The 17967-nt window shown below is 66.0% G+C and carries 15 protein-coding genes; 7 read left to right on the plus strand and 8 right to left on the minus strand.

Annotated elements, in window-relative coordinates; all coding sequences use genetic code 11:
* Nucleotide 1: 1 nt before the first annotated feature.
* Nucleotides 2-3175, minus strand: a complete 3174-nt coding sequence (locus D7S89_RS03065) for an efflux RND transporter permease subunit (RefSeq protein WP_245982637.1) — start codon at nucleotides 3173-3175, stop codon at nucleotides 2-4.
* Nucleotides 3172-4350: an efflux RND transporter periplasmic adaptor subunit gene (locus D7S89_RS03070; protein WP_121275460.1), complete on the minus strand. Its 1179-nt coding sequence runs from the start codon at nucleotides 4348-4350 to the stop codon at nucleotides 3172-3174. The genes D7S89_RS03065 and D7S89_RS03070 overlap by 4 nt, the downstream gene beginning before the upstream one ends.
* Before the next feature lie 188 nt (nucleotides 4351-4538).
* Here D7S89_RS03070 and D7S89_RS03075 point away from each other — a divergent pair, with 188 nt between their 5' ends.
* Nucleotides 4539-5153, plus strand: a complete 615-nt coding sequence (locus D7S89_RS03075) for a TetR/AcrR family transcriptional regulator (RefSeq protein WP_121275462.1) — start codon at nucleotides 4539-4541, stop codon at nucleotides 5151-5153.
* A gap of 43 nt (nucleotides 5154-5196) precedes the next feature.
* On the opposite strand, the gene D7S89_RS03080 is transcribed toward D7S89_RS03075, so the two are convergent.
* The 6 genes from D7S89_RS03080 to D7S89_RS03105 form a co-directional block, all read right to left on the minus strand.
* A complete protein-coding gene (locus D7S89_RS03080; RefSeq protein ID WP_121275464.1) occupies nucleotides 5197-5427 on the minus strand; it encodes a DUF2795 domain-containing protein in 231 nt (76 codons plus the stop codon).
* Nucleotides 5428-5450: 23 nt separating this feature from the next.
* Nucleotides 5451-5714 (minus strand): hypothetical protein, encoded by a 264-nt coding sequence (locus D7S89_RS03085; protein WP_121275466.1) that lies wholly within the window; start codon nucleotides 5712-5714, stop codon nucleotides 5451-5453.
* A 74-nt stretch (nucleotides 5715-5788) separates the two neighbouring features.
* Nucleotides 5789-7126 (minus strand): C45 family autoproteolytic acyltransferase/hydrolase, encoded by a 1338-nt coding sequence (locus D7S89_RS03090; RefSeq protein WP_121275468.1) that lies wholly within the window; start codon nucleotides 7124-7126, stop codon nucleotides 5789-5791.
* A 173-nt stretch (nucleotides 7127-7299) separates the two neighbouring features.
* Complete coding sequence (locus D7S89_RS03095) at nucleotides 7300-9033, minus strand: ClcB-like voltage-gated chloride channel protein (protein WP_121275469.1); 1734 nt, start codon at nucleotides 9031-9033, stop codon at nucleotides 7300-7302.
* Between the two features lie 102 nt (nucleotides 9034-9135).
* Nucleotides 9136-9870, minus strand: coding sequence for a glutathione S-transferase (locus D7S89_RS03100; protein ID WP_121275472.1), 735 nt, complete (start codon nucleotides 9868-9870; stop codon nucleotides 9136-9138).
* Nucleotides 9871-10018: 148 nt separating this feature from the next.
* Nucleotides 10019-11101: a YeiH family protein gene (locus D7S89_RS03105; RefSeq protein WP_121275474.1), complete on the minus strand. Its 1083-nt coding sequence runs from the start codon at nucleotides 11099-11101 to the stop codon at nucleotides 10019-10021.
* Nucleotides 11102-11216: 115 nt separating this feature from the next.
* Here D7S89_RS03105 and D7S89_RS03110 point away from each other — a divergent pair, with 115 nt between their 5' ends.
* The 6 genes from D7S89_RS03110 to D7S89_RS03135 all read left to right on the plus strand — a co-directional run bounded on the left by D7S89_RS03110 (nucleotide 11217) and on the right by D7S89_RS03135 (nucleotide 17967).
* Nucleotides 11217-12107 (plus strand): LysR substrate-binding domain-containing protein, encoded by an 891-nt coding sequence (locus D7S89_RS03110; protein WP_121276052.1) that lies wholly within the window; start codon nucleotides 11217-11219, stop codon nucleotides 12105-12107.
* Nucleotides 12108-12335: 228 nt separating this feature from the next.
* Nucleotides 12336-13301 carry a sugar kinase gene (locus D7S89_RS03115; RefSeq protein WP_121275476.1) on the plus strand — a complete coding sequence of 322 codons (966 nt, stop codon included), beginning with the start codon at nucleotides 12336-12338 and terminating at the stop codon, nucleotides 13299-13301.
* Nucleotides 13302-13457: 156 nt separating this feature from the next.
* The gene (locus tag D7S89_RS03120; RefSeq protein ID WP_121276053.1) at nucleotides 13458-14744 is read left to right on the plus strand and encodes an MFS transporter; all 1287 of its coding nucleotides are present in this window, start codon (nucleotides 13458-13460) and stop codon (nucleotides 14742-14744) included.
* 36 nt (nucleotides 14745-14780) lie between these two features.
* Nucleotides 14781-15800, plus strand: a complete 1020-nt coding sequence (locus tag D7S89_RS03125) for a 2-hydroxyacid dehydrogenase (RefSeq protein WP_121275478.1) — start codon at nucleotides 14781-14783, stop codon at nucleotides 15798-15800.
* A 194-nt stretch (nucleotides 15801-15994) separates the two neighbouring features.
* Nucleotides 15995-17062, plus strand: coding sequence for a LacI family DNA-binding transcriptional regulator (locus D7S89_RS03130; RefSeq protein WP_121275480.1), 1068 nt, complete (start codon nucleotides 15995-15997; stop codon nucleotides 17060-17062).
* 59 nt (nucleotides 17063-17121) lie between these two features.
* Complete coding sequence (locus D7S89_RS03135; RefSeq protein ID WP_121275482.1) at nucleotides 17122-17967, plus strand: YhfC family intramembrane metalloprotease; 846 nt, start codon at nucleotides 17122-17124, stop codon at nucleotides 17965-17967.

Consider the following 17967-nt stretch of genomic DNA (forward strand, 5'->3'; position numbering starts at 1 on the left):
ATCAATTCCCAGTGTGGGCGTCAGCCGACGGCGGCACATCGCGCTCATCGAGCTTCACCCTGAACGACGCCGCGTAAAGCGCCGGCAAGTAGAACAACGTCAACACCGTCGCGCTCGTGATGCCGCCCATCAGCGCGGTGGCCATCGGCCCGAAGAAGTTCGAGCGCAGCAGCGGGATCAGGGCGAGCACGGCGGCGGCGGCCGTCAGCGTGATCGGCCGGAAGCGGCGCACCGTCGCGCCGACGATCGCGTCGAAGCGTCGATGGCCGGCCGCGATGTCCTGCTCGATCTGATCGACGAGAATCACCGAGTTGCGCATGATGATGCCGAACATCGCGATCACGCCGAGCATCGCCACGAAGCCGAATGGCTTGCCGAACAGCAGCAGCGTCGCGACGACGCCGATGAGGCCGAGCGGGGCCGTCAGCACGACCATCAGCACGCGAGCGAAGCTTTGCAGCTGAATCATCAGCAGCGTGAGCACGGCGATCGCCATCAGCGGCATCTGCGCGTTGATCGAGGTTTGTCCCTTCGCGCTTTCCTCGACCGAGCCGCCGATTTCGATGCGATAGCCGAGCGGCAACGTGGCGCGCTGCTGCGTGAGCGCACGGTCGATGTCATGCGTCACGTCGATGCCTTGCGCGTCGCCGCGCACGTCCGACTGGACGGTGATGGTCGGCTGGCGGTCACGTTCCCAGACGACGCCGTATTCGAGCGCGTTGCGCACGTGTCCGAGCGAACCGAGCGGCACGGGGCCATTGGGCGTCGGCATCGCGAGACTCGCGAGCTTGGCCGGATCGACGCGCGCTGCTTTGGGCGCGCGCAGATCGACGCTGATCAGCTTGTCGCGTTCGCGGTATTGCGTGACGGTATAGCCCGACAACGTCATCGCGAGGAAGCTCGACACGTCTTGTGACGTGACGCCGAGCGCGCGCGCTTTCTGCTGGTCGATCTCGAACGAGACCGAGCGTTCGCCGGGCTCGTCCCAGTCGAACTGCACGTTGCGCGTGCGCGCATCGGCGCGCATCGTGGCGGCGACCTTCTCGGCGATTCCGCGGACGGTGGCGATGTCGTCGCCGCTCACGCGAAACTGCACGGGATAGCCCACGGGCGGGCCGTTCTCGAGGCGCGACAGGCGCGTGCGCACGGCCGGGAAGTCGTTCTCGAGCGTCGTATCCAGCCAGCGTGCGAGCTTCTCGCGGTCCTCGACGGACTTGGCCGTCACGACGAACTGCGCGAAGTTCGGCTGCGGCAGCTGCTGATCGAGCGGCAGATAGAAGCGCGGCGCGCCCGTGCCGACGAAGTCGACGAAGTGATCGATCTCGGGCCGGCCGTCGAGCGTCTTCTCGAGGCGCTTGGACTCGCGCAGCGTCGCATCGAACGAGGCGCCTTCGGGCAACCGCACGTCGATCAGCAACTCGGGCCGATCCGAGCTCGGGAAGAACTGCTGCGGCACGAGTGAGAACGCGGCCAGCGCGCAAACGAACAGCGCCGCCGTGATGCCGAGCACGACGAAGCGGCGCTCGACGCACCAGGTGATCCACACCGACAGGCGCCTGTAGAAACGCGTGTCGTAGATGTCGTGCTCGTGATCGTGCGCCTCGCCGTGGGCGCGCTTGCGTTCGGGCAGCATGTGATAGCCGAGCAGCGGGATCAGCACGACGGCCGCGAACCAAGACGCGATCAGGGCAATGGCCGACACCTCGAAGATCGAGCGCGTGTATTCGCCGGTGCTCGATTTGGCGAGCGCGATCGGCAAAAAGCCCGACACCGTCACGAGCGTGCCCGTGAGCATCGGAAACGCCGTGCTCGTGTAGGCGAATGCGGCGGCTTTGGCGCGCTTGGCGCCTTGCTCGAGCTTCACGGCCATCATCTCGACGGCGATGATCGCATCGTCGACGAGCAGGCCCAGCGCGAGCACGAGCGTGCCCAGCGAGACTTTGTGCAGGCCGATGTCGAACAGATACATGCACAGCGCGGTGACGGCCAACACGATCGGAATCGAGATCACGACGACCATGCCCGTCCGCACGCCCAGTGACACGAGGCTGACGATCAGCACGATCGCGACAGCCTCGCCGACCGCCTCGAGAAAATCGTCGACCGAATGCGACACCGCATGCGGCATGCTCGCGACCTCGGTGAGCTTCAAGCCGGCCGGCAAGTGCGCGCGCAGTTCGACGGATTGGGCATCGAGCGCGTGCCCGAGGCGCACGACGTCGCCGCCGGGCTGCATCGTCACGCCGATGCCGAGCACCGCGTGGCCGTTCGCGCGCATTTGCGTCGAGAGCGGATCGTCGTAGCCGCGCTTGATCGTGGCGATGTCGCCGAGGCGGAACGTGCGGTGGTTGATGCTGATCAGCATGTCGGCGAGCGCGCGCACGTCGTTGAACTGACCATTGGGCCGCACGAATACACGGTCGTCGGCCGTCGTGACGGTGCCGGCCGACACGACGGCGTTCTGTGCGTTGATCGCCTCCGCGAGCTGCTGCGGCGACACGTTCAGGCGCGTGAGCTGTGCGTTCGAGATCTCGATGTAGACGTGCTGATCGGGATCACCGAAGTAGTCGACCTTCGCGACGCCAGGCACGCGCAACAGCACCGTGCGTAGCTCGTCGGCGTAGTCGTGCAGCTGCGCCGGCGAAAAGCCGTCGCCGTCGAGTGTGTAGACGTTCGTGTAAACGTCGCCGAACTCGTCGTTGAAAAAAGGCCCGACGACGCCGGGCGGCAGCGTCGCGGCGATGTCGCCGACTTTCTTGCGCACCTGGTACCAGGTCTCCGGCACATCCTTGGCGGGCGCCGAGTCCTTCATCGTGAAGAAGATCATCGACTCGCCCGGCCGCGAATAGCTGCGCTGAAAGTCGATGGCGGGCGTCTCCTGCAGTTTGCGGCCGATGCGGTCGGTGATCTGCTCCTGCACCTGGCGCGCGGTCGCGCCGGGCCACAGCGTACGAATCACCATCACGCGGAACGTGAACGGCGGGTCTTCCGATTGCGACAGCCGCGAATAGGCGAGGATGCCGGCCAGCGTGGCCAGCGTGATCAAAAAGACGACGAGTGCCTGATGGCGAAGTGCCCAGGCGGACAGATTGAAGCGGCCTTCTTCGGGGGACGCAGCCGTGTCGGCGGCGACGCTCGACGGCGTACGCACGCCGTCGTGATCATGGGTACTCATGACGCGAAGTCCTCCGGATGCAGCGGGGGGACCGCGCGCACATGCTGGCCGGCGCTCACGGTGTGCACGCCTTGCAGCACGACGCGTTCGCCGTCGTTCAAGCCGCTCGTGACGGAGACGGTGCGCTCGTCGTAGCGCGCAACGCGCACGGGGCGCAATTCGAGCGTGTCGGTGCCGGCGCGCACCACCCACACGGCTGGCGCATCGCCCTGGTGAAACAGCGCAGTGGCCGGCAGCGTGTACGGATGCGCGCCGGCCGTCTCGTCGGCGGCCGCGAACGCGACATTGGCCGTCATGCCGAGGCGGATCGAGGCATCGGGCGCCGCCAGCGTGAGCTTGACGCGATAAGTGCGGCTTTGCGGATCGGCAGCCGGCGCGACCTCACGCACGTGTGCGCTCAACTGTTTGCCCGGCAATGCGGGCAGCGTGACGGTGGCCGTGCGGCCGACCGCCAGTTGCGGCAGCTCGCGCTCGGGCGCGTCACAGACGACGTCGATGTCGCCGCTCCACGCGAAGTTATAGACGGCCTGGCCGGCCGTGACGTTCTGTCCCGTGTCGGCGTCTTCGGCCGTGATCGAGCCGGCATGGTCGGCCGTGAGCGTGGTGTAGCCGAGCTGGTCCTTCGCGAGCGCGAGCTGCGACTGCGCCGAATCGCGCTGTGCACTGGCCGCCGCATAGGCGTCCTGGGTCTGCTCGAGCTGTGCGGGTGCGATCAGATTCTCGTGCGCCTGCGCAGTATCGCGGTCGAGCTGCTGCTTGGCGTAGACGAGACGGTGCTGGGCGGCGTCGAACTGCGCTTGGGCGTTCGCGAGGTTCTTCTGTGCATCGGCCTGATCGAGCCGCGCGACGATCTGGCCTGTCTTCACCGCATCGCCGAGCCGCACGTAGCGATCGACGATCTTGCCGCCGACGCGGAACGACAGCGGCGTCACGTAGCGCGCCTGGATCTCGCCGGGCAGCGAGGCTTCGGCTATGCGGCCATCCGGATGCACGGCGACCGCGACGACGGGTTTGGCTGGCGGCGCAGCTTGCGGGCGTTGATGGCAGCCGGCGAGCGCGAATGCCGTCGACGCTGCAAGGCAGGCGCTTGCGAGGCGCAGGGCGCGCGGCAAGCGGTCAATGGCCAGGTTGCTGGACACACGAGCCGCACGCGGCACGTCAGGATCGGAACACATCACGATGACCTCGGAGAGGTGGGGTGAAACGGTGGTGGCAAGCTTAAAGCCTTACCAGACAAGGCTCCCGCGCCAAAAATCGAACACGCGCGGACCATTCATTTTGCATTTGCCGATGCATTCTAATACAGTGTTGTATCTGAATGCAAAGATGAATTTGGTTGTGCCGTAGTGCTAAACTTCACGGCATGAAACAACGACAACGCTTGACCAGAGAACAGAGCAAGGACCAGACGCGCGAGCGTCTGATCGATGCTGCGCAGAAGATCTTCATGAAGAAGGGCTATGTTGCCGCGAGCGTGGAGGACATCGCTGCGGCGGCCGGCTATACGCGCGGCGCGTTCTATTCGAACTTTCGCAGCAAGCCCGAGCTGCTGATGGAATTGCTGCAGCGCGACCACGAGCGCATGGATCGCGATCTGCAGGCGATTTTCGACGAAGGGGCGACGCGCGAGCAGATGCAGGCGCGTGCTATCGCACTGTACAGCCAGTTCTTTCGCGACGAGGACGCTTGCTTTCTGCTGTGGGTGGAAGCCAAGCTGCTCGCGATCCGCGACGCCAAGTTCCGCACGCGCTTCAGCGCGTTCACGAAAGAGAAGCGCGACTACCTCGCCAATTACATCCGGCTCTTTTCGGAGCGTGCGGGCACGCCGCTCCAGTTGCCGGCGGAGACGCTCGCGCTAGGGCTCATGAGCTTGTGCGACGGCGTGCAGTTTTTCCGTATGACCGATCCACAAGAGATCAACGAAGACCTCATCGAATCGGTGCTGGCGGGCTTTTTCTCGCGCGTGATGTTCAGCTGAAGCCGGGGCGCAAGCCGAAGCCGAAGCTGACGCGAGCGCGCATTCAAAGCCCGAGGCCGGGCCCGTAGTTGCTGCCGATCAGGCGCGTGACCGCGTCGACGTCCGCATAGTCCTGTTCGGGCAGGCCGTCGAGGATCGCCAGCAGTTCATTGCTGGCGCCCGCATCGCGTGCGATCTCCACGATGCGGTCCTTGTTGGCGGGATAGGGCACGGCACGCAGGATATCGGCGATTTGCAGATCGATCGGCTCGCTTGGATCTCCCGGCGTCGTCATGGCGTGGATGTCCTCATGATGGATCAGGTCTGAGCCTGCCGTTCGTGCGCGGCGAAGCGACTGGCGAGCCCGTGCTGCTTGGGCAGGGCAAGGCGCGTCCAGTGCTCGCGCCCCGTGCGCAGCTGCGCGGCCACGTCGGGGGCGGGCGGAGCGACGGGCGCCGCATTGGCGCGCGCCGCGGCCAGAGCGGCACGCGCGGTGAGGCTGTCGAACGCAGTCGTGTGAATCGGCGCGGCGAAGCACGAAGCCGAAAGCAATGCCATGGTGGTGATCGTCGAGACTTTCATCGCTCGACCTCCTTCTCGTTGCGACGTGCCGCCGATGAATCGGTCCAAAGTCAACCGATCAGCACGCCGCGTGCCTAACGCAGCACCTCAAAGCGCGTCCACGGCCACGAGGGCCGGTCGCGCATATAGCCGTTGAGCCAATTCCACTGCGGATGCCGCTTCATGAACGCCTGAGCATCGAACGGCCGCCCGCAGGGATGGCCCCACCGTGCCCAGAAAGCCAGATCGCGCGCCATTTCACTGTCGACCACTTTCCCGTCGTTCGCCCCCCACGGGTTGAAGGGTCCCTGATCGGAGCCGCCGAAGCGCGCGTCGTCGAGCTCCAGATGCCCGCATATCGTGCGCGAGCAGGGGTTGTCACTGCGATCGAGATAGACGTCGTGATGATCGGCCATCATCTCCTTGGCCACGTCGATGTCGATACGGCCATGATGCATTTCGGCAAGTTGCATGAAACGCAGGCGTCGTGCGCCGTTCTTGCGTACGTCGGTGTAGTCCTCGCCTTCGCCGAGGCATTCCTGATTGCGGATCTTCAAATCCGTCGCCGTGTTGTAGCCGCTATAGAAACCATCCTTCGTGCTCTCGAAGGCCGAGGAGTGCAGTCCCAGTTCGTAGCGCGCGATCTCGCCGGTCTTGGTATCGCCGAGCAGCCAGCTGTTCACATAGCCGCCGTTGTTCGAGATCGAGAACATCTCGCACCAGTCGCGGATACTGTTCGCGTACTGTGTCGCCCGGCGTGAGCGGTAGAACTCGGGCGCGCCGGCTGCGTGGTAGCCGACGAAATTCGAGATCGTCGTCTCCGTGACCATCAGGCCGGCCGAGGTCAGCCAGAAATCGGTCAGGCTCGAGATGCAGCCGGGCAGGCCTTGCATGAGGATGCGGTTGCCCGAGTCCGGCACGATGTCGAAGACGACATTGAATGCGTCGCCGGCCGCATAGCGGTCCCACGAGTTGTGCGCCATGACGATACGGCCGTCGCGTGTGGCGCTGCCTGTGGCGATGAAGGCGCTGCAGTGGTGTCCGCGCCGGCCGCGCCACGGCTTCATGCCGAGTTGCGGATCGCGCGCGGCGGCCTGGCTCGGCCACCAGCTCTGCAGCAGGTCCATGTAGCCGTTCCAGGCCAGTACCTCTTCGAAGCGCAGCTTGGCGCCGTCGGCGATGCCCTGGATTTCGTCGGTGAATTCGCTGTCGAGCCGGGAGGAAAACTGCGCAAGCGCAGCCTTCGTGAACGTCTCGAAGTCTTCACCGGTATCCCACCGCGCCAGGTACTTGGCTGTGCGAATGGCGTTCTGGATTTCGGTCGCAAGCAACTGCCCATGCTGCTCGCCACGGTCGTACGGTTCACCTTCGATGTGGACGAAAATCCAACCAGCATGGTCGCGGCGCACAGCATCGAGGGATGGTTCGCTCATCTTCGCTCCGGATCGAATGGCCGGCGCAGGGGCGTCGATTCGACGCGCCTCGTGCAAGGCGCGCCACGCCCTGCGGCGTGGTTTTCATTGTAGAAAATATGCCACGCTTTGCCATCGGGTGCTGCGCGAGGACGCGCGTCGCGCAAGCACCGACGCGTCTGTCCTCTCGTGATTCAGGTAGCCGGATTCATCCGACGGTAGGCGTCGAGCAGCGACGTCTTGTACACGGCCCCGAGCAGCTTGGGCGCTTCCAGGCTCGCGACGACGGGCAGCCGCTCCCCCTGGAAGGCGAGAAAGTGCTGCAATGCCTCGCCGATCGGCATGTCGGGGGTCAGCACCGCGAATTGGGGCTGCAAGTAATCGGCCGCCGTGCGCGACGACGTATCGCGCTTCTCGAGCAGGTCGGACGTGATGTCCTTGAGCGCGACGACACCGCGAAAGCACGCCGCTTCGTCGGTGACGTACAGGTACTTCACCGGGTATTCGAGAAACACGCGTGTCATGTCGTGCACGCTCGCGTCGAGCGGCACGATCGTCTCGGCCGGCTTGATGAGCTCGTGCATCTGCGTCTCGCGCAGCCGGATGCGCTCCTGCTCGTCGGCATGGCGGCGCAGCGTGATTTCGTACATCGATGTCTTGCCGATCGCGCGCGAGACGAAATAGGCGACGACGCACGAGAGCATCAGCGGCAACACCACCTGATAGCTGAGCGTCATCTCGAAGATCATCAGAATCGCCATCAGCGGTGCCTGCGTCGCGCCCGCGAGGAAGGCGCCCATGCCGACCATTGCATAGGCGAACGCCCCCGAGGTGCCGTGCGGCCAGATCGCATGGGCGACGAGGCCGAACAGCGAGCCCAGCGTCGCGCCGACGAACAGCGTCGGCGTGAACACGCCGCCGACGGCGCCCGAGCCTACGGTGGCCGCCGTCGCGATGAGCTTGCAGCCGAGCACGACGAGCAGCGCGGTCCACGTCCAGGGCGAATGCAGGATCGCATTGACGACGCTGTAGCCGTTGCCCCAGACCTCGGGGACCCACACCGACACGATGCCGACCACCAGCCCGCCCAGCGCGAGCCGTACTGGCAGCGGCAACGGCAGGCGCTTGAACTGGGCGCGTGAGGCGTCGAGCAGGTGCAGAAACTGCGGCGCCACCGCGCCGCACAGAAAGCCGAGGGCGACGAACAGCAGCACTTCGACGCCGGCAATGGCCGGAAATTCGGGCATTTCGTACGGCGGCCGGTAGCCGGCGAACTCGCGCATCGTGATGTTGGCGACGACCGACGCGACGACGACGGGCCCGAAGTTCTCCATCGCAATGGAGCCCAGCACGATTTCGGTGACGAAGAACGCGCCCGCGATCGGCGCGCTGTATGCCGACGTAATGCCGGCCGCGGCCCCGCAGGCGACGAGCAGGCGCAGGCGCGGCGGATCGAAATGCACCCAGCGGCCCACGATCGAGCCGGCCAGCGCCGCGAGCTGCACCATCGGTCCCTCACGGCCGATCGAGCCGCCGCAGCCGATCGTGAACAGCGACGAGACGCTGCGCCACACGCTGGTCCAGACCGGTACGACACCGTCGCCGATCGCGATCGCCTCCATGTAATCGGAGTTGGCCTGCTTGTCGGCGTGGCGGCGCGCGATCAGCAGGAAGACGCCGGCGACGAGGCCGCCAGCGGCGGGTAGCCAGATGCGCACGGTCCAGGGCAGCGCGCGCGCCATCGCGACGAAGCTGCCGGAGTGGCCCGTGAACAGCCATTGGAAGAAATCGATCGCGTGACGGAACGCGATGGTCGCGAATGCCCCGAGCACGCCGGTGACGACGGCCCACACGAGCATCGTATGAGCATCGGACAGTCGGAAGAGGGCCTGAGCGCGGGTGCGCAGACGAAGCAGAAATGAGAGCACGGCAAGGTAGACGGTTTTCGGCCGAGCGCAAGGATAGCACCGGCTGCGCGCGCGAGCGTCTCGCGCCAAGGCCCTGCTCGCGCGGGCCGCGCGCCCGGTGTCTCAGCGCAGCGCCTTATCGAGTTCGGGGTAGTGGCGAAAGATGCCGGTTTCGTTGAACGGGATGCGCCGCGGCGAAGCCAGATAGGCCTCGATGTTCGGCAGCGCGGCTACGCGCGTGTGTAACGCGGTGAGGCGCGGGTAGTGCGCGTCGAACCGCTTCATCGCGCGAGGAAAGGCATAGCGTAGGCCCTCGATCACCTGGAACATCGACAAATCGACGTAGGTGAGGGCATCGCCGAACAGATGAGCGTCGCCACGCGGATTCTGCGTGAGCACGCGCTCGAAGTAGCGCATGAACTTCGGCAGCCGATGGTCGAGAAACTCGGTGGCGCGCGCCTTCGAGGCTTCCTTCTGTTCTTCGTAGTATTGGCGGCTCGCGATCGGGTGGTGCGTGTCGTGCACTTCGGTCACGAAGTCGGCGATCGTCAGCTGCAGGCCGTGCACGACGTAGCGCCGGTCGTCTTGCGGCGCCAGACCGAGCTTCGGCCCAAGGTAGTGCAGGATATTCGCCGTGTGCGGCACGATGAGGTCGCCATCCTTGAGGAACGGCGGGGCGAACGGAATGTACGGTTCGGTCTTGCTCTCGATGAGCGCGAGCATGGCACCGGTGCCGAGACCGTCCTCGGCGCGCCCGCGCGCGACATCGACGTAGGGCGAGCGCGCCTGTTCGAGCGTGAGCCGCACGAATTCGCCACGGCCTTGCAAACCATCCCAGTAGTGAAGCTCATAGGCCATCGATGCGTCCTCCCGAGTACGGCGTCATGCCGCGCCGCTATGATCGCTCGCCAACGAAGCGCGCGGCAACCTCGAGCGATTCGAGGTGCCGCGCGCTTTTGCTTGTTGGACCGCCCTGAGCGGGTACAGGCAAGGGGAGCCGGATGGGTTAGCCAGCCAGCCGCTCGACCGCCCACGTGATCGCCAGGCCGCCGGTGCAGAGCCACACGAACAGGATCAGGCCCGTCGCGAGCGCCCGCGGGCCCGCCTTGCGCACTTGGGCGATCTGCGTCTCGATGCCGAGCGCCGTCATGGCCATCGTCAGCGCGAACGTATCGACCGCGTTCATCGTCTGCGTGGCCACCGCCGGCAGGACATGCAGCGAATTGACGATCACGCAGCCGAGAAAGCCGAGTGCGAACCAGGGCACGGCCACCTTGCGCGGCGCATGGCCGTGGCTGCCGGCTGCCGCATGCGACCCGCGCCGGGCGAACCACAGGCCGAGTGCGAGCAGCACCGGCACGAGCAGCATCACGCGCGTCATCTTCACGATCGTCGCAACGTGCGTGGCCTCGAGGCTCACATTGCTGGCCGCGCCGACGACTTGCGCGACTTCATGGATGGTGCCCCCGAAAAAGAGCCCGACGCCGAGTGTATCGAGCGGCAGCCAGCCGGCGTGATAGGCGATCGGGTAGACGAACATCGCCAGCGTGCCGAACAGCACGACGCTGCCCACAGCCACGGCGCTCTTTTCCGGCTTCGATTGCAGCGTCGACTCGAACGCGAGCACGGCTGCGGCGCCACAGATCGCGCTGCCGGCCGCCGTCAGGATGGCCGTATCGCGGTCGAGCTTGAACAGCTTCATCCCGACCCACACGCCGACTGCGAGCGTGCTTACCACGACGAGCACCGACACCGCGAGGCCCGGCAGGCCGACCTGCGCGATTTCCTGCAGACTGACACGCAAGCCGAAAAACGCGACGGCGATGCGTAGCAGCTTGCGTGCCGAGAAGTTGACGCCGGCAGCCCAGTGCGCGGGCATGCCGGCGCGCAGTGTGTTGCCGTAGAGGGCGCCGGCCACAATGCCGACGATGAGCGGACTCACACCGAGCCCGGCGATCGCCGGCAGCGAGGCGAGGCGTGTGACGGCGGCGGCAAACAGCCCGACGAACAAGATGCCGTTGAGCTGGCCGTGCGATGCGCCGGTGGCAGCGGTGCCCGGCGCGGGCGAGAGAGTGTGCGATTGAGACATAAGGATCAGACGAACCGATGTTGTTGTTCGATGTGCTAATACTAATCGGCGTATATCGTTATGAAAAATCGTCATTTGCGACGTACAATATCAGCTGAGCCGATAGTTGATCGAAATGACCCCTGACCAGCTGATAACTTTCGCCGCCGTCGCCGAGCACTTGAACATCAGCCGGGCGGCCGTTGCTTTGCACCTGTCGCAACCGGCGGTGTCGGGCCAGCTGCGCCAGTTGCAGGATGAATTCGGCGAACCGCTGTACCGCCGCGACGGCCGCGGTGTGCGGCTCACGCCAAGCGGCGCGCAGCTCGCCGAGTACGCGCTGCGGCTGCGCGAGACGTACCGTCAGGCCCATGCGTACCGCGATGCGCTGCGCGGCGTCGCACACGGCACGCTGCGCATCGGAGCGAGCACGACGCTCGCAAGCTATCTGCTGCCTTATCTGATCGCCGAGTTTCAACGGCGCTTCCCCGCGGTCACGATCCAGACGGCCGGCGGCAACACGGCCGAGATCGTCGGGGCGCTGGCGTCGCTCGACATCGCCATGATCGAAGGCCCCGTCGGGGCGGACCTGCCCGAGGGCACCGGCGTGCATGTCTGGCGCGAAGACGAGATCGTCGCGATCGTGCCGCGCGACCATCCGCTGGCTGGGCGAGGCGCGCCCGGTGTCACGTTCGCGGCGCTCGGCGCCTATCCGCAGGTGGCGCGCGAAGAGGGCTCGGGGGTACGCCAGTTGGTCGAGCAGGCTTTCGCTCAAGCCGGTGTGTCGATCCGCGTGGCGCTCGAGGTCACCGGCGTCGAGGGTGTCAAGGAAGCCGTGCGCGCGGGCATGGGGGTCGGCTTCGTTTCGGCGATGGCGATGCGGCACGAAGACGACGCGCTCAAGCGCCTGTCGATTGCCCCGCAGCCGCTGACGCGGCACTTTTCGATTCTCGTGCCGCATGAAGGGGCACCATCACACGTCGCCGCATCGTTTCTCGAACTCTGCTTGTTGTCGTCGGACGAATAAGCCCAGCGTCCTCGGGACTTTCCACTATGGCGCGGCCTTTGCGGCGCGGTCATCATCGTTTTGAGGCGAGCGGGATCGCCCTTTTTTTTCTTAGACAAATGGAACCGGTTCCATTTGAGAATTTACCGCCATATGGCACCGAATTGCCGCATGACGCGAGTGCGCGCGTCGACGATGCGAAGCGCTGCGTCGCTTGACTAGCTGCCGCTAGAAACGAGGAGTTTGTCGATGTCTTTCCCTCTGGATGTGCTGACCTATGGTGAAGCGATGGCGCTGTTCGTGGCCGACGAACCGGGCGAGCTCGCCGATGTTACGCACTTCACGAAACGGGTCTCGGGCGCCGAGCTGAACGTGGCGATCGGTCTCGCGCGGCTTGGCTTCAAGGTCGGCTGGATGAGCCGTGTCGGGCGTGATTCGTTCGGCGCCCATGTGCTCGAGACGCTGGCCCGCGAGCACATCGACGCGCGTCGCGTCATCGTCGACGCGCGCCACGCGACGGGTTTTCAACTCAAGTCGAGGCAGACGGACGGACGCGATCCCGCAGTCGAGTACTTCCGCAAGGGTTCGGCCGCGAGCTACCTGTCGCGCGACGATTACGTGGCCGAGTACGCGCTCGCCGCCCGCCATTTGCATCTGACGGGCGTCGCACCCGCGATCTCGGCCAGCTCGCACGAACTCGCGCTGCATCTGGCGCACGAAATGCGCGCGGCCGGCAAGACGATTTCGTTCGATCCGAACCTGCGCCCGACGCTGTGGCCGTCGCGTGAGGTGATGGTCATCGCACTGAACCGGCTGGCGGCAAGAGCCGACTGGGTGCTGCCCGGCCTCAGCGAGGGGCTCGTCCTGACGGGCTTCGATACGCCAGAGGACATCGCCGCGTTCTACCTCGACGCCGGCGCGGGCGGCGTCGTCGTCAAGCTCGGTGCACGCGGTGCGTACTTCCGCACGGCCGACGATTCGGGCTATGTGGCCGCGCAGCCGGTCGAGATGGTCGTCGATACGGTCGGCGCGGGCGACGGCTTTGCGGTCGGCGTGATCAGCGCGCTGCTCGAAGGCCGGGCGCCGCTTGACGCCGTCGTGCGCGGCAACCGCATCGGCGCGCTCGCGATTCAGGCTATCGGCGACTCCGAAGGGTTGCCGACGCGTGCGGAGCTCGCCCGGCTCGAACGCCTGGGGGCGCTGGAGTTGCTGTAATTCATCCATCAGTATCAGACTGGCTGCGCAACGACAGACCGGTTCTGGTAGCGACAACACGAAGGCGGTGAGGCACGCTTGCCTACATTGCACGAGACACTGACCGAAACAGACGCCGCGCGCGTGCGCGCCGGCGTCAATGCTCAGGAGATACTCATGCCTGTCACGCTCGCGCCGCGCCGCTGGTGGACGATCATGCCGATCGTCTTCATCACATACAGCCTCGCTTATCTGGATCGCGCGAACTTCGGCTTTGCCGCGGCTGCCGGCATCAACCGGGATCTCGGTATCGGGCCGGGGCTCTCATCGCTGATCGGCGCGCTGTTTTTTCTCGGCTATTTTTTCTTTCAGATTCCCGGCGCGATCTATGCCGAACGTCGCAGCGTGCGCAAGCTCGTGTTCGTCAGCCTGGTGCTGTGGGGCGGGTGCGCGGCGCTGACGGGTATCGTCAGCAACCCGGTGTCGTTGATGGCGCTGCGCTTTTTGCTCGGCGTCGTCGAGGCGGCCGTCATGCCCGCCATGCTGATCTTCATCAGCAACTGGTTCACGAAGGCCGAACGCTCGCGTGCCAACACATTCCTCATCCTCGGCAATCCCGTGACGGTGCTGTGGATGTCGGTGCTCTCGGGCTACCTCGTGCATGCGTTCGGGTGGCGGCAGATGTTCGTCGCGGAAGGGCTGCCGGCCGTCATCTGGGCGTTCTGCTGGTGGTGCGCCGTCAAGGACCAGCCCAGCGAGGCGACCTGGCTTACCCGCGCGGACAAGCGTGCGCTCGATGCCGTGCTGGCCTCCGAGCAGGCCACCATCAAGCCCGTGCGCAACTATGGCGAAGCCTTTCGTTCGCCCGCCGTCGTCAAGCTGTGCGCGCAATACTTCTGCTGGAGCATCGGCGTGTACGGCTTCGTCCTGTGGCTGCCCTCGATCCTCAAGAACAGCGCTGCGCTCGGCATGGTGGCGACGGGCTGGCTGTCGGCGCTGCCGTATTTGCTGGCCACGCTCGCGATGCTCGCCGCGTCGTGGGCGTCGGACAAGCGCCGCGCGCGCAAGGCATTCGTCTGGCCGTTCCTGCTCGTGGGCGCTTGCGCGTTCGCGGCATCGTATGCGCTCGGTGCCGCGCATGTCTGGCTTTCGTATGCGCTGCTCGTGATCGCCGGCGCGGCGATGTACGCACCGTACGGGCCGTTCTTTGCGATCGTGCCGGAGTTGCTGCCCAGGAACGTGGCCGGCGGGGCCATGGCGCTCATCAACGGCATGGGTGCGTTGGGCTCGTTCGTCGGCTCGTACGTCGTCGGCTACCTGAACGGCGTAACGGGCTCCCCGGCCGCGTCGTATGCGTTCATGAGCGTCGCGTTGCTGGCGGCCGTCGTGCTGACGCTGGCCGTGAGGGCCGAACCCGAGCAGCCGTCGATATTCGTCGGGCGGGCTCATCTATCCGGCAAGTGAGCCGATCGAACCGACACCATGTGATTGATTGATGCCATGAAACCGATGATCGTCGTCTATAAGACGCTGCCCGCCGATGTGCTGGCCTATCTGAACGAGCACGTCGAAACGATCGTGCTCGATCCCGAGCTCGGCGCCTCGCATGAGGCGCTGTTTTGGGCACTGCATCTGGCGCTGAGCGGGGCCGACGGCGCCATCGGCGCGAGCGTGAAAATCACGCCGGCCATGCTCGATGCGGCGCCGCGGCTCAAGGTGCTGTCGACGATCTCGGTCGGGATCGACAACTTCGACGTGGACGATCTCACGCGGCGCGGCATCGTGTTGACGCATACCCCCGACGTGCTGACCGAATCGACGGCCGATACCGTGTTCGCGCTCATCCTCGCCACGGCGCGCCGCGTCGTCGAACTCGCCGAGTGGGTCAAGGCGGGTCGCTGGCACGGCAGCATCGGGCCGGCACAGTACGGCGTCGACGTGCACGGCAAGACGCTCGGCATCGTGGGGCTCGGCCGCATCGGCAGTGCGCTCGCTCGTCGCGCGGCGCTCGGCTTCGGCATGCGCGTGCTGTACACGAACCGTCACGCGAACGAAGTGGCCGAGCGCGCGTTCGGCGCCCGCCGCGTGGCGCTCGCCCAGCTGCTGGCCGAAGCCGACTTCGTCTGCCTGCAGGTGCCGTTGACACCGGAGACGCGCGGCCTGATTGGCGCCGCCGAGCTCAAGGCGATGAAGCGCAGTGCGATCCTCATCAACGCGTCGCGTGGGGCGATCGTCGACGAAGCGGCGCTCATCGATGCGCTCGCGAGCGGCACGATCGCTGGCGCGGGACTCGACGTGTTCGAACGCGAGCCGCTGTCGGCCGATTCGCCGCTGCTGAGCCTGCCCAACGTCGTGGCGCTGCCGCATATCGGGTCGGCCACGCACGAGACGCGCCATGCGATGGCGCGCTGTGCGGCCGAGAATCTGCTGGCGGCATTGGCGGGCGCGCTCGAGCGCAACGTGGCCAACCCCGAGGTGCTGACGGGCAGGACGCTGCGGAGCGGCCTGCGGAGCAGGTGAGGGCGACGAGGGTCACTGCGAGTGGTGCAGCGTGCTGCGCTGCGCTATGATGCGCCACTCGACGAGTCGGAAAAGCGCGCCACGGCGCGCTTTTTCTATGCGGCTTGAGCGGCCCGCCGCCATTGCTTTCCCACGAGGAGATAACCGTTGACTCATGCCCAGACGAATCTGCGCGCTATGCGCAGTGCACAACGATGAACGGGCGTCCCGCCGCAGGCATACCGCGCCGCGCGACGATCAGCGACGTCGCCCGCGAAGCAGGTACCGGCAAGACGAGTGTGTCGCGTTACCTGAACGGCGAAACGAACGTGCTGTCCTCCGATCTGCGCGGGCGCATCGAGGCGGCCATCAAGCGTCTCGACTATCGGCCGAACCAGATGGCGCGCGGCCTCAAGCGCGGACGCAATCGCCTGATCGGCCTGCTCGTGGCCGATCTGACCAATCCGTACACCGTCGAAGTGCTGCGCGGCGTCGAAGCGGCCTGCCATGCGCTCGGGCTCATGCCGCTCGTGTGCAATGCCGCGAACGAACTCGATATGGAGCGGCGCTACTTGCAGCTGATGACGACGTATCGCGTCGAAGGCGTCATCGTCAACGCGCTAGGCGTCAACGAAGAGACGCTGCGGCCGTTCGGCGAAGGCGGTACGCCGGCGGTGCTCGTCGATCGCACGGTCGAAGGGCTGGCCGCCGACGTGGTGGGACTGAACAACGGCGGCGCCGTGCAGCTCGGCTTGCAGCACCTGATCGAGCGCGGTCTCGACGACATCACCTTCGTCGTGCAGCCCTACGAGCGCGTGAGCTCGCGGCGCCAGCGCGAGGGCGCGTTTCGCGAAGCGCTCGAGCTGGCGCGCGCGCAAGGCAGGGCGCTCGAGGGGTGCACGGTGAAGCTCGATCTTGGCGACGACGATGCGCTTGCGCGCACGTATGCCGAACTCGATCGGCACCTCGATGCCACGCTCGCGGCCGGCAAGAAACGCGTGGCGTGGTTCGCCGCGAACGGGCCTGTCGCGCTGTCGCTCGCCCTGCATCTGCATGCGCGCTACGGCGCGAACTGGCAGCAGTATGTCGCGCTGATGTCGATCGACGATTCCGAATGGGCCGAGCTCGTCGGCGTGACGACGATCCGGCAGCCGACCTACCAGATCGGCTATCGTGCCGTCGAATTCCTGAACGAGCGCATCGAAGGCACCGACGAACCGATCCGCGAGGCCATGCTCGAAGGCGAGCTCATCGCGCGCCACTCGACCGTGCGCTCGGACTGACGTTTGCCGGGTGGCCATAGGCTGCCCGGCGCATTCCTGTTACTCCCTACTCCGACAAGATGCTCATGGTTTCTCCGCTCGCGCTCTGGGGCTTGATCGTCGCGACGCTGTTCGTCGCGCTGCTGCCGATCGCGCTGTATGCGCGCTTGCGCAAGCCGATGGCGCTCGAGCGCCGCGACACGATCGTCGGCATCGCCGTGTTCGCGTTCTTCGCGATGATCGTCGAGCGCGCCGTCAACGCGTATCTGCTCGGCATCAACGCGACCACGTCCGCCTGGCTGTCGCACCCCGTCGCGTTCGTGCTGTACGGCACCCTGGCTGCCGGTGTGTTCGAAGAAGGCGGGCGCTACGTCGGCATGCGGTTCATCGCGGGGCGCCTGGCTACCGGCGCCAGCGATCGGCGTGACGGTGTTGCACTGGGCTACGGCCTCGGGCACGGCGGTGCCGAGGCCTGGCTCGTCGGCGTGCTCACGCAGATCCAGTGGATCGCCTACGCGATTCTCGCGAACCGCGGCGAACTCGACCGTCATTTGGTGAACCTGCCGATCGATGCGGTCGCGCGCATTCATTTGCTGTTGGCGAGCCTGTCGCTGCCGATGGCCGCGCTGTTCGCGCTCGAGCGCACGGCGGCGCTGGTGTTCCAGGTCGGGCTGTCGGCGTTGATGTGGCGAGGCGTGCGGGCCGGGCGCCTCGTGATCGTGCCGATCGCGATCGTCGCGCATGCGCTGCTCGATGTGCCGGCGCTGCTGTTTCAGGTGGGCCGGATACCGCTGTGGCTCGTCGACGGCGGCTATGGGCTCGCGGCGATCGCGGTGGCCTGCATGCTTGCGATACGCTGGCGGCGCAACTGGCTGGCACATCGGCGCGAACAAGCGCAGACGAGCCCCACCAAGCAAACGATGTAA

This window comes from Trinickia fusca, assembly GCF_003628145.1.
Taxonomy (GTDB): Bacteria; Pseudomonadota; Gammaproteobacteria; order Burkholderiales; family Burkholderiaceae; genus Trinickia; species Trinickia fusca.